At 52.1% G+C, this 15,273-nt stretch carries 12 protein-coding genes; 8 read left to right on the top strand and 4 right to left on the bottom strand.

The window, feature by feature from the left end; translation table 11 throughout:
* Positions 1–104: 104 nt before the first annotated feature.
* Together ACFQ2T_RS08785 and ACFQ2T_RS08780 are read left to right on the top strand one after the other, a co-directional pair.
* Positions 105–1,760 carry a hypothetical protein gene (locus tag ACFQ2T_RS08785; RefSeq protein ID WP_379033244.1) on the top strand — a complete coding sequence of 552 codons (1,656 nt, stop codon included), beginning with the start codon at positions 105–107 and terminating at the stop codon, positions 1,758–1,760.
* Between the two features lie 140 nt (positions 1,761–1,900).
* Positions 1,901–2,416: a hypothetical protein gene (locus ACFQ2T_RS08780; protein WP_379033241.1), complete on the top strand. Its 516-nt coding sequence runs from the start codon at positions 1,901–1,903 to the stop codon at positions 2,414–2,416.
* A 51-nt stretch (positions 2,417–2,467) separates the two neighbouring features.
* On the opposite strand, the gene ACFQ2T_RS08775 is transcribed toward ACFQ2T_RS08780, so the two are convergent.
* Positions 2,468–3,007 (bottom strand): YaeQ family protein, encoded by a 540-nt coding sequence (locus ACFQ2T_RS08775; protein ID WP_379033238.1) that lies wholly within the window; start codon positions 3,005–3,007, stop codon positions 2,468–2,470.
* 192 nt (positions 3,008–3,199) lie between these two features.
* On the opposite strand from ACFQ2T_RS08775, the gene ACFQ2T_RS08770 reads away from it, so the two are divergent.
* Genes ACFQ2T_RS08770 through ACFQ2T_RS08755 form a run of 4 tightly spaced genes read left to right on the top strand, consistent with a single transcriptional unit; the run spans position 3,200 to position 9,527 of the window.
* Positions 3,200–3,862, top strand: a complete 663-nt coding sequence (locus tag ACFQ2T_RS08770; RefSeq protein WP_379033235.1) for a TetR/AcrR family transcriptional regulator — start codon at positions 3,200–3,202, stop codon at positions 3,860–3,862.
* Positions 3,849–5,291, top strand: coding sequence for an efflux transporter outer membrane subunit (locus ACFQ2T_RS08765; RefSeq protein ID WP_379033232.1), 1,443 nt, complete (start codon positions 3,849–3,851; stop codon positions 5,289–5,291). Before ACFQ2T_RS08770 ends, ACFQ2T_RS08765 begins: the two co-directional genes overlap by 14 nt.
* A 1-nt stretch (position 5,292) precedes the next feature.
* Positions 5,293–6,453 (top strand): efflux RND transporter periplasmic adaptor subunit, encoded by a 1,161-nt coding sequence (locus tag ACFQ2T_RS08760; RefSeq protein ID WP_379033229.1) that lies wholly within the window; start codon positions 5,293–5,295, stop codon positions 6,451–6,453.
* 2 nt (positions 6,454–6,455) lie between these two features.
* A complete protein-coding gene (locus ACFQ2T_RS08755) occupies positions 6,456–9,527 on the top strand; it encodes an efflux RND transporter permease subunit (protein ID WP_379033226.1) in 3,072 nt (1,023 codons plus the stop codon).
* A 945-nt stretch (positions 9,528–10,472) separates the two neighbouring features.
* Here ACFQ2T_RS08755 and ACFQ2T_RS08750 read toward each other — a convergent pair.
* The 3 genes from ACFQ2T_RS08750 to nudB form a co-directional block, all read right to left on the bottom strand.
* Positions 10,473–10,901, bottom strand: coding sequence for an HIT family protein (locus ACFQ2T_RS08750; RefSeq protein ID WP_379033223.1), 429 nt, complete (start codon positions 10,899–10,901; stop codon positions 10,473–10,475).
* Positions 10,901–11,998: a quinolinate synthase NadA gene (gene nadA / locus ACFQ2T_RS08745; protein WP_379033221.1), complete on the bottom strand. Its 1,098-nt coding sequence runs from the start codon at positions 11,996–11,998 to the stop codon at positions 10,901–10,903. The genes ACFQ2T_RS08750 and nadA overlap by 1 nt, the downstream gene beginning before the upstream one ends.
* A gap of 116 nt (positions 11,999–12,114) precedes the next feature.
* Positions 12,115–12,570, bottom strand: a complete 456-nt coding sequence (gene nudB, locus ACFQ2T_RS08740) for a dihydroneopterin triphosphate diphosphatase (protein ID WP_379033218.1) — start codon at positions 12,568–12,570, stop codon at positions 12,115–12,117.
* Positions 12,571–12,769: 199 nt separating this feature from the next.
* On the opposite strand from nudB, the gene ACFQ2T_RS08735 reads away from it, so the two are divergent.
* Together ACFQ2T_RS08735 and ACFQ2T_RS08730 are read left to right on the top strand one after the other, a co-directional pair.
* Positions 12,770–14,047, top strand: a complete 1,278-nt coding sequence (locus ACFQ2T_RS08735) for a TolC family protein (protein WP_379033215.1) — start codon at positions 12,770–12,772, stop codon at positions 14,045–14,047.
* Positions 14,048–14,049: 2 nt separating this feature from the next.
* Positions 14,050–15,216: an efflux RND transporter periplasmic adaptor subunit gene (locus tag ACFQ2T_RS08730; protein ID WP_379033212.1), complete on the top strand. Its 1,167-nt coding sequence runs from the start codon at positions 14,050–14,052 to the stop codon at positions 15,214–15,216.
* Positions 15,217–15,273 lie beyond the last annotated feature (57 nt).

Here is a 15,273-nt window from a genome sequence, read left to right as displayed (position 1 = left end):
TACCCGGCTTGACTATTTGGCAGGTTTTTTCCGTGTTTATCCAGTAATCCTGCCGCGTGGTGGCACGCTATAGTGAGCACTCTTAAAACGGTGAAAGGCAACTCATGGCGGATAACCTGCAAAGCAGCATCGTAAGAGATTTTCGGCAAACCCTGTTGTGGCCGATACAATTGATGAGGGACGACCACAGCCTGGATACGGTGCATTGTCCCTGGAATACGCTGAGTGCCAGTCCCGATTCGCCATGGCTGGAGATAAAAGACGAGTTTTTGCAGTCTTCACCTCATCTCAGTGAGGCGCGCTATCAGGAGTTCGTCACCTTTCTGCCATTTGCGCAGCGTTTTTTATATGGCGAAGGCAAACATGGCCGTGAATCAGGCGGCTATGGTGAGTCGCCCATTCATATCTTTACCCGCACCGATATCCGCCAGGTACGTATTACCCTGCACGATGAGCCGCAGCCTATCCTCTTGCATGTTTTGCATGTTGAACTGTATTTCTTTTTTGATATCGATGTCGCCATGCTGGCGTTCGAGGTGACCGGTACGGATTTGCCGCTAAAATCTGCGATGGAGGTCATGTATCGCCTGGGGCGTACTTACCCAAATTACTGGGATGATACAGGCGAAGGCGGACATTGCGCCCAGTCTATTGAATGGCTGGATTATCAGGGCAAGGTCATGGCGCGGTCTGATTATGAAGACAAGGCGCGCTACCTCGCCTATGTCAAAGAGAACCATGTGCCTTGCGTTTCCCTGCATTGGCTGGCGCTGTTGCATCCGCTGGTGCCGCATTATTCTGGCCAGGAGGGCGCGTTACGGTATCGCGAGATTGAATACCAGCGCATGCCATTGATGGCTTACCTGTCATTTGACGATGTGAGCCAGCTGAGCCGGGGTGATCTGATCCGCCTGGGCCTGGTTTGCCAGCCGTGGCATTCCGAAACCCTGCCGTTTACCGAGCATTTCTTGCAGGAATTCGAAAAATATAATTGTTACGACCGCTATTGGGATGAAGCCAGGCAGGACCCCTGGAGCACCACGCGTATCATGTGTACCGGGCAAAACTTTGTGGTGGTGGGTAGCCATCAGCACCGGGTATTCACCAATGAAAAAACCGGCATCAAGCGCCATTACCAGAACCAGTATTTCCTGCTGTTCCTGATCGCGCACTTTCAGAAAGCCGCCTTGCTGATGTTGTCTGACCGTATGGTGCAAGCGATTAGCCGGCTGGATATCCAGCGAGAAGATTCAGTGAAAGCTTTTCGCGCCCGTATCCGGCAGGCGACGGCTGTATTTTTGCGCTTTACTCACCGCTACTGGTTTGAGAATGTCTCTGACCAGGCTGTTGCCAAAGACTTGTTTGCGCTTATCCTCAGGCAACTGGATTCCGTCAGCCTGTTTGAAAAAACCCGCCGCCGCATCATGGATATGGCCGAATACCTGGAAGGGGAAGAAATCAAGCGCCAGGCGGATACTGTAGTACGCCTCACTGTGGTCACCATACTGGGACTGATCGGCACCATGACCAGCGGCCTGTTGGGCATGAACCTGATAGATCTCACGCAAACCAGCCTGCTGGAAAAAATGGGATATTTTACCCTGGTGTTTATCCCGGTCAGCGTTCTCACTTTTTATACGGTGATCAAATCACGCAGGCTGTCGCAGTTTCTGGATGCCCTTTCCAATGAAGGCGCAGGGTTGCGCTACAAACTGGCTAAGTTCAGGAATGTCTGGCTTGGCAAGCTGGATGAGCAGTAAACCTTAATTTAAAGTAGCTATGTTGCTGCCATGCCTAGTGTGAGAAAGATCTTTCAATCAAACACTTGTTAAGAATTGAATTATTGCGCAACTTGCCTATCGAAACTTAATCAAGCGGTTAGATACGATAGGAGAACGCCATGAGACGCAGGCTCTATTTTGTTTTACCCAATGTTAAAAGTGCACATGCCCTGATGGATGAGTTGCTACTGAATAGGATTGAAGAAAACCACATCCATTTCCATGCCGATCAGCAACAGTCTCTGGGGAATCTGCCTAAGGCTGATGCCATGGAAAAGTCTGATGTGGTGTACAGCGCCATGGGCGGGTTTCTATTCGGTGCCATAGTTGGGCTATTTGGCGGGATGTTAGCCTACATGGTGCCCTGGTGGTTTGGCGAAGTCCCGCTGACGGTGATTCCGTATTGCATGGTGTTAGGTGCCATTGCCTGTGCGGCTTGGGCAGCTGCCGTTGCGACAGCAGCACCCAGTTACCGCATCAGATCATACAAAAACGAGATAGAGCAGGGCAGCATCCTGATGATTGTTTCCGTGCCTTTGCGCAGGTTGAATGAGATCCGTCATCGCCTGGTCAATGCGCATCCTGAGGCGACTTATAGCGGGGTATGGCCCGCCGAGCATATTCTGTTCCCTTAAACAAAAAAAGCCAGCAGTTGCTGGCTTTTTTGTAATCCGTCTTTGCTCGATCTAATCAACATCTTTCAGACGTAAAGCTTCAATCTCAAAGCTGCCACCTTCGTAACTCACCAATATCTGTTGATCCTGAATGGTAAAACTGATCGAGAGTCCGCGTGCGGCAGCAGCAGCTAGCTGTTCTGTGTCCGGCAGATTGATAATGGTGACGTTATCCAGCTTGAGCACGGCTTTGCTATTTTGAGCCCACCACATATCTGCCGTCCTGCCGCCATAAAGCACCTGTACCACATGTTTGGATCTGCCACAGGCTTTACGGATCTCGCGCTCTTCGGGCAAGCCTACGCATATCCAGCGCTGAATGGCGCCGGTTAAATCTTTTTGCCAGAGGTCTGGCTCGTCGTCATCGCTCAAACCGTTGCCAAATAACAGGTTCTCATCGGCATACAGCACGAATGCCAGCAAACGGACCATAAGGCGCACGTCTGTTTCGGAAGGATGCTTCGCCAGCGTCAGATTGTGCTGCTGATAGTAATGCCTATCCATATCCGCAATATTGAGGTCTATTTTATAGATGGTGGATTTCAGTGCCATGCCTGAACAATCTCGTTTAAATTTAAGTGATGCGAGTATAACAAACCTGCATGACACACGCCGGAATCATGAGCAAGACACTCAAGTATCACGACAGATACAACAAAGTACTTGCGTGTTTGAACAAAATGTTTAAAATAAAAATGAAACGTTTTATTTTTATTTATGCAAAATCCTACACTTTTATCCGCAATGGACATTTCACCTCATAAAGTTAAAGCCGGCCGCCCCAGGGCGGGCACCGAGCATGAGCGTCACGCCTTGATGCTCGAGCAGGCACTAGAACTGTTTATGCTTGAAGGCGTGTCGCAAACCAGCGTTGCGCGCATTGCTAACGTGTGTGGTGTTTCCACGCGAACCATTTATGAGCGCTTTGATAATAAATATGCGCTGCTGATTGCGGCAATCAAACACATGGTGGAAAAAGATGTCTCTGCCATGGTGCAAATCGATAATTTATCTAACCAGACGCTGCATCAGGTCCTGACCGATATCGGCCGCTTTATGCTCAATCGAGTGCTTGAACCACGCATGTTGTCCTTCTTTAAAATTGGTGTGGCCGAAGCTTCACACTTACCGGAATTAGCCCGTGCCATGAAAGCGGTGGGGCCGGAGCGGATTCATCAAATGCTGTCTGATATCTTTAGTTTCTATGCCGCAAAAAACATGTTGCCGACACTGGATTTCAAACGCGCTGCCGAGTCTTATTGTGAGCTGCTGATTGCCGCGCCGCGTCAGAAAGCCTTATTTGGTGTGCTGGGTGCAGACTGGGATGCCGAAGCGCATCTCGCTTTTGTAGTGAACTTGTTTTTGCACGGATTACACGGAATGGAGCCAGCCAATGCAGTTAAGTAAACATTGGGTTTGGCTATGCATGCTGCCGCTGGCCGGATGTTCGGTCATTGATGAATATATCCGCCCCAACCCGATCACGGTTCAGGAGTGGCAAGCGCCATTACCGCATAACGGCAACGTCAGTGCATTAACCAACTGGTGGGCGCAATTCAAAGACCCGGTGCTTGACCAGTTACTGGCGCAGGCACAAAAAGAAAGTCCTTCGCTGGAAATCGCACTGGCTAATATTCGTACAGCACGAGCCAATGTACTTTCCGCACGCGCACAGGGAGTTCCTGATTTAACCAGCACCGGTAGTATGAACCGGAGCAAGGGCGGTGGCGGTGGCGGAGCATTCCCGGCCACCACAATTGAGATTGACTCAATTACGCTGGATGCCAGTTGGGAAATTGACCTGTTTGGCAAAATCAAGGCAGCTAAACAAGCAGCCAAAGCACAACTGGAAGCGAAAAAAATCGCGTGGCACGATGCACGCCTGACGGTAGCGGCAGAGGTCGCCAACAACTACGTGAATTACCGTGCCTGCCAGGCCTCTGTGAATGCATTGCAGGGTGCATTTAACTCGCGCAAAGAGACAGCGCGGTTGACAGGCATTTCTGCCAAGGCCGGCTTCACCGCCCCGTCCGACCTTGCGCTGGCAGAGGCGGCAACGCATGCGAGTGAGTCTACGCTGGATGGCCAGCAGGCAGAGTGTGAAGGGTTAGTAAAAGCGTTGGTTGAATTAACCAACTACCCGGAACCGGAACTGAAAGCTTTACTCGCCAAAGGCAAAGGCATGCCGCAACCGGCCATGTTTGAAGTGAATTCACTCCCTGCGACCTTGCTGACACGTCGCCCGGATCTGGCGATTGATGAGCGTAACCTGGCCGAAGCCAGCGCCAATGCAGGGGTTGCCAAAGCACAACTTTATCCAAGTCTGACTTTGAGCGGTTCGATAGGCTATCGCCGTACCAATTTTGGCGGTACGGTCACCCGCACTGACACCTGGTCGTATGGGCCTTCCGTCAAACTGCCGATTTTTGATGGCGGTACTTTACGGGCTGACCTGGCCGAAGCGCGCGCCAATTTTGATAGCCTGATGGCTACTTATAAACAGGATGTGCGCAAGGCGCTCAAAGAGGTGGAACAGGCGCTGGTCAATCTGGATAGTGCCAATCGGCGTGCGCAGTCCGAGCAGGCCAGTGCGCAACAGTATGCCCGCTATTTCGAGGCGGCTGAATTGAACTGGAAATCCGGCGGTATCGATTTGCTGTCACTGGAAGATGCGCGCCGCCAGAAAATCAATGCCGAGCTAAATGTAGTGACGCAGCAAAAGAACAGAGTTTTACAGTGGATTGCCCTTTACAAAGCCTTTGGTGGTGATTGGTATGAGGTGCAGCAGCAGGCAAAGCAGGACACAACAAAAGACATGACAGGAAAAGGTAAATAGCATGGCTAGACGCTCAAAAAAAGTAATATTTCTGGTCATCGCCGCCTTGCTGGTTGGCATAAGTGTATGGTTTTTCCAGCATCCATCACATAAGGCTGAACTGGCGGAAAGGCGTGGCAATCAGGCCACAAAAGACGGCTCTGCGAGATTAAGCAAAGCAACATTAAGTGTAGAAGCTACCAGCCCGGCGGCAGTGCAATGGCCGATGACGCTGGTGTTGAATGGCAGTATTTACCCCTGGCAAGAGGCGCTGGTGAGTGCCGAAATCGCCGGTTTGCGTATTAAACAAGTGCTAGTCGAGGTGGGTGCGCAAGTCAGCAAGGGACAGCCATTGGTACTGTTGGCGGATGAGACCGTAAAAGCGGATTTGCAGAAACAACTCGCCACAGTAGAAAAAGATAAGGCAGCCCTGGCAGAAGCTAAAAGTAATGCCGACCGCGCCAATGAAATTAAAGACAGCGGCGCATTGTCTGCCCAGAAAATTAATGAGTATGTGATTGCCCTGCAAACTGCCAAAGCCAATCTGGCGTTATCTGAAGCAGAGCTGGAGAACCAGCGTATCCGTATTCGCCAGACTAAAGTGGTGGCGCCGGATGATGGCGTGGTGTCTGAAAGGTCGGCCAATCTGGGTAATGTCGTTTCTGCCGGTACCGAATTGTTCAAGCTGATCCGCCAGAATCGTATCGAATGGCGCGGCGAAGTCAATGGTGACCAGCAAGCGGCGTTGCATACCGGGCAGACCGTCACGCTCAACCTGGCTGGTGGCAAAACCGTGGCAGGCAAGGTCCGCCTGATTTCACCGGTGGTGGATAACAACACGCGTAATGCGCTGGTGTATGTGGATATCCCTAAAAATAGCGCCAAACCTGGCATGTACGTACAAGGGAAAATCGATATCGGTCAGCAGCAAGGCCTGGCAATCCCCTTAAGTGCCGTGACATACCGTGATGGTTTTGCCTATGTGTTTGTGTTGGGTAATGCGAGTGCGGATGGCATGAGTAGAATCACGCAACGCAAGGTAAAAACCGGCCGTACGCTGGGCGAGCAAATCGAAGTGTTAAGCGGGGTAGATGCCGCAGCCAAGCTGGTGCTCAGCGGAGGCGCTTTCCTGAATGATGGCGACACCGTAAAAGTGGTGACAATCGCCAAGGCCGGAGCTTAAATATGAATTTTTCGGCCTGGTCGATCCGTAATCCGGTTCCGGCAATCCTGCTGTTTGTAGTGCTGACCTTCCTCGGTATCCGTTCGCTGAACCAGTTGGGCAAACAAAACTTCCCTGATATTGAACTACCTGTGATTATGGTGAGCGCGACGCTGGAAGGCGCGGCGCCACCGCAGCTGGAAACAGAGGTCGCGCGCAAACTTGAAGACAAGATCGCGACTATCGGTGGCATTGAACATATGTCCAGCGTCATCACCGATGGTGGCGTCAGCATCAGCGTGCAATTCACCATTGATACCAATAGTGAAGAAGCGCTCAACCTGGTGCGCAATGCAGTGGATAGTGCGCGTTCAGAGTTGCCAGCGGCAGTGACTACCCCGACAGTTTCCAAGCTCACCACCACCGGTAGCGCCATACTTACCTATGTCGTCTCGGCGGATAACATGGACGAAGGTGAGTTGTCCTGGTTTGTCGATAACGAGATCAGCAAAGCCATGCTGTCAGTGACCGGGGTCGGCAAGATCAGCCGTACCGGCGGCGTAGACCGCGAAGTGCAGGTCAACCTGGAGCCTACCCTGATGTCCGGCCTGGGCGTGAATGTCAGCGATGTGTCTGCACAACTCAAGCGCGTGCAGCAGGATGCTTCAGGTGGCCGTGGCGATATTGGTGACAATATACAGTCGGTGCGTACGCTGGGCGCATTGCATAGTGCCGATGAAGTACGCAACCTGGATATCCCTATCAGTGATGGCCGCCATATCAAACTGTCACAGGTGGCAGAGGTGCTGGATACTTATGCCGAGCGCAGCACTTATGCCAGCTACGATGGCAAGGAAGTGGTGCGCTTTGAAATCACGCGCAGCAAAGGCACCAGTGAAGTCACGGTGGCGAAGCACGTGCGTGAAGCGCTGGATAAATTCAGGCAACTGCATCCACAGGTCAAGATTGTTGAAGCGTTTAATATGGTCAAGCCGGTGGAAGATAACTACAACGGCTCCATGCAGTTGCTGTATGAAGGTGCATTGCTGGCGGTGCTGGTGGTGTGGTGGTTCCTGCGTGACTGGCGCGCGACCATCATTGCTTCCGTGGCATTGCCGTTATCGATGATCCCGACTTTTGCTTTTATGCAGTATTTCGGCTTCTCGCTCAACCTGCTGACCTTGCTGGCGCTGGCGCTGGTAGTCGGGATTCTGGTGGATGATGCGATTGTAGAAATCGAGAACATTGTGCGCCATTTGCGCATGGGCAAAACCCCTTACCAGGCCGCGATGGAAGCAGCGGACGAAATCGGTTTCGCGGTGATTGCCACCACCTTTACGCTGGTAGCGATTTTCCTGCCGACCGCATTTATGGGCGGGATCCCAGGCAAGTTTTTCAAACAGTTCGGTATCACAGCAGCAATTGCCATTACCTGCTCACTGATTGTGGCGCGATTGCTGACGCCCATGATGTCCGCTTACCTGCTCAAACCACATCCGGTCAAAGAAGAGCAAACTTCAACCACTATGCGCATATATCTGCGTTGGGTGACCTGGTGTCTGGGTCACCGGAAAACGGTGGTGTTAGGCTTTGTGCTGTTTATCATTGGTTCCATGAGCCTGATGCCATTACTGCCAAAAGGCTTTGTGCCTTCTTCTGACAGCAGCCAGACCAAAGTGAATATCGAGCTGCAGCCAGGCACGCCGCTATCGCAAACCCGACGCCTGGTCGATGAGGCTGAGCGTATCGTCAGGCAGCATCCGGAAGTAAAAACCGTATTTAGTGCTGCGGGCGCAGCCAGCACTGGCGGTGGCGGGCCGCATGCAGCGGAAAATACCACCGATGTGCGCAAAGGCAGCCTGATCATCAGCCTGACTGAACGTAGCGAGCGCAAGCAGAAGCAGTCCGAAATCGAGGCTGACTTGCGCGAGCGTTTGAAAAGCCTGCCGGGCGCGCGTATTTCTGTAGGTTCCGGCGAAACCGGCGAACGATTGCAGGTGACGCTGGCCAGCGATGACCCGGTGGCATTATTAAGCGCCAGCCAGCAAGTGGCGCATCAGTTGCGTAGCATCAATGGTCTCGGCAATATTACCTCCAGCGCCAGCCTGCAACGTCCTGAAGTGCAGATTATCCCTGACGTAGATAAAGCGGCTGAACTGGGCGTGACAGTGGAAGCGATTGCGCAGGTGATCCGTGTTGCTACTTCGGGTGACTTCTCCAATAGCATGCCTAAACTCAACCTGCCGCAACGTCAGGTACCGATACGTGTACGCCTGGGGCCTAGTGTACGCAGCAGCCTGCAGGAAATCGCGCAGTTACGCGTTCCCGCCAGAAACGGCAGTGTGAGTTTGGAAACCGTCGCCACCGTGCGTATGGGTAGTGGTCCGCAACAGATAGACCGCATGGACCGCATGCGTAATGTCACCTTTGATATTGAGTTGAATAAGCGCCAGATTGGCGAAGTCATGAAAGAGGTACAGCAATTATCCGCCATGCAAAATTTGCCCCCTAGCGTGAAACAGCTTGAGGCCGGTGATGCCAAGCGGATGAATGAGTTGTTTGCCAGTTTTGGTGGTGCGATGATTATCGGCATCATGTGCATTTATGTGGTGCTGGTGCTGCTGTTTGGCGATTTTCTGCAACCTGTCACCATTCTTGGCGCATTACCTTTGTCTTTGGGTGGGGCTTTCTTTGCACTGCTGGTGACGCATAACAGCTTCTCAATGCCTAGCGTGATTGGCTTGCTGATGCTGATGGGGGTGGTGACCAAAAACTCTATCCTGCTGGTGGAATACACCATCATGGCGCGCAAGCAATCCAAAGTCAGTCGTTTTGACGCCATTATAGATGGCTGCCATAAGCGGGCACGGCCGATTGTGATGACGACGATTGCGATGGCGGCTGGCATGATGCCGATTGCACTTGGGTGGAGTGCAGATCCGAGTTTCCGTGCGCCAATGGCGATTACGGTGATAGGCGGGTTGATTACTTCAACGGTGTTGAGTCTGCTGGTGATTCCGGTGTTGTATACGTATGTGGATGATTTGTTGGGGTGGTTGCGGGGAGTGGGGAGATTGGCCAGGAGGCATGCCTAGTTGGGGTATTAGCTAGGTGTATCAGTGGTAATGAAGTGCACTTGCTGTGAGGCTCTAATTGGTATTTCTTTGAATAGTTCGGTGCTCTGTTTTGGCATTTTCTTTCGCCTGTAGGCGAGTGTCTTTTCTTTGCGTGCCCAAAGAAAAGACACCAAAAGAAAGGGCACCCTAGCTTCCGCTTGTTTCCTGCGTTGCTCAAACTAGGACTTTCGTCCGTTGCTTTGCCGGACTTAGGTATAAGCGGTCGCGAAACTCGCCCTGACAAGCCACACACTGCGTGGCTTGTTGCGGAGCTCAGACAGTCGCTCCCTTCCTTCTTATTTTGACTCCGCTACTCGGCGCGTCAGATAGGGGACCCTGAAGGACACTACGCGGTTATTTGGGTGAATTTCCTTACATGGCATCCCGCTCGACCAGCGAATAAAACAAATCAAAAACAAATACACAGTTTCTAAGCGCCCGCTGCGCATGGCGTTTCATTAACGGCACATCGTGGTGGTTTTAAACGGGCCCCTATCTGACGCGCCGAGTAGCGCAGTCAGCGTGGGAGGGGTCGGCCAGCGTCTGTTCGAGTTCCGCGGTGGCTTGCGGGGTGTGCAAGCCGCTAGGTCGAGTTTCGTTGGACGCCCACGTTGACGAGCAACGCAGGGAAAAAGCGGAAGCTAGGGTGCATTTCTTTTGGTTACATTTTCTTTGGGCAAGCAAAGAAAAGTAACTCGCCTAGAGGCGAAATAAAATGCCGAATCAGCGCGCAGAACTAGCCAAAAAAATACCCACAAGAACTACAACAGATAGTGCACCACTCACTCTGCGAGGTCCGCACAGTTTGTAAAAGCAAAGAGAGGTAACTCGCCTAGAGGGGAAAAGCACCGTTAAAGAAAAGAAACGTTAAAAAATAGCCGTGAACAAACGTAGATTACAGAAGCGTAGATTGCAAAAATCTACCTAACCCTCAAGTGCACATTCCACCCGCTCCGACACCACTCTCTGCAACTGATCTCTGAGTGCCTTACTCAGCGCCTGCACTTCAGAATCCCTTACTGCCTCTGCCCAATGGCTGTTCGGAAAGTGTTTGTCACTTTCGAATCGCGGAATCACATGCCAATGCATATGCGGCGTTTTATTGCCCAAGCTGGCCAGGTTGATTTTATCCGGTTGGATAGTCTCCCGCAGCGCTGCTTCTACCGCAAATACCACCCTCATGGTGCGGGCACGCTCTGCGGGGGTCAGGTCTGTCATTTCCTTGACGTGTGCTAATAACTCAACCCGGCAGTAAGCCGGATAATCAGCATCATTCAGCAGCACTACCCGGCAAAAGTCATCCTGCCATAACACATCTTGTGAAACCGGTTCGCAAAGTACACAGTTTGCCATCAGGAGACCGCCAGCATTCTGTCCAATGACAACTTAGCCAGTTTGGCTTCATGTTCCGGTACTTTGATCTGGTTGACGATATTGCCTTCCGCCAGATTTTCCAGGCACCAGGCCAGATGCTGCGGGTCGATACGCGCCATGGTTGAGCATTCACACACCACATGGCTCATAAACTGCACCAGCTTGTTCTGCGGTTTCATTTCCTCGGCCAGACGGGTGACCAGGTTCAGTTCGGTGCCGACAAGCCATTTAGTGCCTGGTTCGGCTTCGCTGACGGTGCGCAGGATATATTCGGTAGAACCGACATAGTCAGAGTTGATACATACTTCAAACGCGGTCTCAGGGTGCGAAATCACTTTGCCGTCAGGATGCTGGGCGCGGAACTGGTCGATATTCTGTTTGCGGAACATCTGGTGTACAGAACAGTGACCTTTCCATAGCAGGATCTTCGCATCCTTGATCTGTTGTTCAGTCAGGCCGCCCATCGGTAAATCAGGGTCCCATACCGGCATTTGCTCCAGCGGGATACCCATTTTGTAACCACTCCAGCGACCCAGATGCTGGTCAGGGAAGAACAGGATTTTTTCACGTTGGCTGAAACCCCATTCCAGGATTTTCGGTGCGTTGGTGCTGGTACAGACAATGCCGCCATGCTCGCCGCAGAATGCTTTCAGGTCAGCGGCAGAGTTGATATAGGTGACCGGCGTGATGGTTTCATCAAAGTTAAGCACTTTGCTCAGCTCGCGGTAGCTACGCTCAACTTTGGCCAGGTTAGCCATATCTGCCATCGAGCAGCCGGCCGCCAGGTCAGGTAATACGACAATTTGTTCAGGACGACTCAGGATATCCGCCACTTCGGCCATAAAGTGCACACCGAGGAAAACGATGAATTCGGCATCCAGGCTGTCGCAATATTTGGATAGTTTCAGTGAGTCGCCTGAGAAATCGGCATGGCGGTAGACGCTTTCGTGCTGATAATGATGACCCAGAATCACCAGGCGCTTGCCCAGTTTTTTCCGTGCAGCCAGGATACGTGCCTGACAGTCGTCTTCTTGTGCGGTTTGGAATTTCTCAAATTGGATGGTGGCAGTTTGCATGCTTTTCCAGATGTCGGGCTCGGCCCGGCTTTCATAAAAATGGTATTTTACAGCCGATCATGATTTATCCCAATCGGATAAATCCGAATCAGATAAATCCCAATCATATAAGGTGGTCATAACACTAGATGGTGGCGCTCACCCAGTTTTTTCAAGGCGTCTACATTGGTCCAGCTAAATACTTTTTTGGCGGCGTCGCGCCAGTCTACCCATTCATAACGCGTATGTTCATCCGGCGCCAGTGTTACTGGCAATACAGAAGGCAAACATAAGCCAAATAAATGCTCGGTATTTTCTATTACGCCAGGCGCGTAACGATGGCGCCAGTGCGGGTAGATCTCGTACACATTGCTGGCCTGCCAGTCCTGGAAATCATAGGCCAGCGCATCCAGCCCGGTTTCCTCTTTCACTTCGCGGATAGCCGCTTCCACTGGCGTTTCATTGCCTTCAATACTGCCGGTGACTGATTGCCAGTAACCGGCTTTGTCCGCGCGTTCCAGTAGTAATACTTGCAGATCAGGGGTGTGTATCAAAATCAGGGCGGAAACCGGAGTTTTGTAAGGCTGGGTCATCCGGGCATTGTCCCTGAAACAGAGCGCTATTGTCTACGGTTGCTGTCGTCACGTTTGCCATGGCAAACACCACTTTTTTGAAAGATTGTCGTAAGTGATACGCGGTATTATGATTGCAAAATAACGGCGGGCATAAAGGGAATCTTCAATGTGGTGGCGTCAATCAGGGTTTGTTTGCTGTGTACTGTTAGCGGTTTGGATGCCATCACTGCATGCAGAGAATGCAGCACTGCCGGATTTGCAAAATATCCCGCTTGATCATTTAACACTTCCGCAAGCTGAGCAGTTGTTCGCCGGGTACAGCCGCGAGCTGCTGGTCGCCAAACGTTCGGTGCAATCTGCAGAGGCAGATACCCTGATCGCCGGGCAACGTCCTAACCCGGTCTTGTCAGTCGGCGTTTCCAGCCTAAACCTCAACCGTGGCCAGGGCAACATGAACCAGAATGGCAATAATGGTTTATGGGACAAAACCTACAACTCCACGCTTCAGGTCAGCCAGTTATACGAGCGCGGCAATAAACGCGAGTTACGGACTTCCGTTGCTGAAAGTGCCGTTAAAGCTTCTGAGTTTGATTTAAAAGAGACTTATCGCCGACAGGGCTTGGCGATGGTCACTGCTTACTATGATCTCAAGCTGGCACAAGAAACCTTGCAAATCCAGCAGGTGAATGTTGATTTATATGACAAAACCTTAGAGGCTGCCGAGTTTCGCCTGAAAGCGGGCGATGTCGCTTCAGCCGATGTGGCGCGTATCCGCGTAGATGCCTTGCGCGCAAAAAATGATTTGCGACAGGCGCAAGCCACCGTACAAAAAGCGCAGGCGCAGCTGGCGTATCTGATTGGTAAAGACCAGGATGCCGCTTCGCTCTACGTAGCAGACCCTTGGCCTTTGCCAGGTGAAGAGTCCGCAGTGCACGAAGGCGAGACCTGGTTGACGGAGCGTTCAGATATCAGGGCGGCCGAGGTGCGTATGCAACAGGCACAAGATGCGCGAAAACTGGCGGAATCTTTGAAAACCAGGGATCTGACCTGGTCGCTGGCTTACCAGCATTTTCCAGGTCAGGAACCAGGCTCCGGACCTGATACAGTGGGTGCAACGGTCAGTATTCCTTTATTCACTAATTACAATTATGAAGGCGAAGCTGCCCGCGCTGAGGTTGACTACAACTCCGCCACCGATGCCAAAGAGCAGGTGAGAGCGGCTGCGCTGGCTGAAATGCGCAGTGCCAAAGCTGATCTGGAGGCGGCCATCGATAAAAACCGTCGCTTTGACATGAGTATTCTAACGGAGGCGCAAAAAGCATCTGATGCCGCCGAATTTGCCTACAAGCATGGTGCCATGAGCGTGATGGACCTGCTGGATGCCAGACGGATTTTACGTGCGCTGCAACTGGAGTCCGCCAGTGTGAGAGCTGATTACGCCAAGTCCCTCTTTGCCTGGCGGGCGGCCACCCATCAAGTTTTTAATACACCTTAATCATGAAAAAGACCATTGATCAAATGCGCTTATCCTGCATCCCCAATACGCATGCCTTGAAATTATCAGGCTGGCTCATTTTACTGGCCGGGTTGTGGTGCTCTATGCATCCGCTACATGCAGCAGAGAAAAGTACGGCTGCACCACGTATGGCGAACGAGATTGTGCTGACTGCCGGATCGCCACAGGTCGCCAGTTTAAAAGTAGAGGCTGTGACTGAAATCCCGGTGCCGGTGACAGAACCCCTCAATGGCAAAATCATGCTGGATGAAAACCGCACAGCACGGATTTTCTCACCAGTGGCTGGCCGGGCGATGGCAATCAAGGCGCAGGTGGGTGACCAGGTGAAAGCGGGCCAGGCACTCCTGGTGATGGATTCACCTGATGTCGGCGGTGCAGTGGCGGATGCCCGTAAAGCCCAGGTCGATTTGCAACTTAAGCAGCAGGTGCTGGAACGCAACCGCATGTTGATGGAAGGCGGCGTACTTGCCAAAAAAGAAGTGGAGACCTCACAAGCTGACTTTTCGCTGGCGCGTGCTGAAACGGCCCGCGCCTCAGCCCGCCTCAAGAATTTGGGTGTAACGACCTCGGCCAACGATACTTACTCCTTGCGCTCGCCTATCAGTGGCACGGTGGTAGATCGCAAAATTAACCCTGGCAGTGAAATCAGGCCAGATGCTGCCGACCCTTTGTTTATTGTCACGGATCCAACCAATTTGTGGGCCAGCATTGATCTGCCGGAACGCGATTTAAGCCGCATTTCGCAAGGGCAAAAAGTCAGTGTACAAGTCGATGCCTATCCGGATGAAGTATTTACTGGCGAGGTGAAAACCATAGGTGTGATGGTGGATACGACCACCAGGCGGATTCCGGTACGTTGTGCGATTGAGAGCAAAGGCAAGCTCAAGCCCGAGATGTATGCACGGATCACGCCGCTGGATAGCAGCCAGCATAAAGTCATTCGCTTGCCTAACAGCGCCCTGATTACGGAAGGCTTGTATAGCTACGTGTTTGTTGAGGAGCGGCCACTGCACTTTAGAAAACGCGTGGTGACGCTGGATGTGCAACGCAGGGAATACGCGACAGTGAAACAAGGCTTGAAGGCCGGTGAGCGTGTCGTCACTGGCGGCGCGATTCTGCTGAATTCCGATTTGTCGGTCAACAAATAGGGTTGCCAGCCAACACACAGTCAATCATTAGCCGGTTTGCCATGCGCCGGTGCATCG

This window comes from Methylophilus flavus (genome assembly GCF_042678905.1).
GTDB lineage: Bacteria > Pseudomonadota > Gammaproteobacteria > Burkholderiales > Methylophilaceae > Methylophilus > Methylophilus flavus.
Note: the sequence above shows the minus strand (reverse complement) of the source record. Positions and strands in the feature narration are given on the sequence as shown.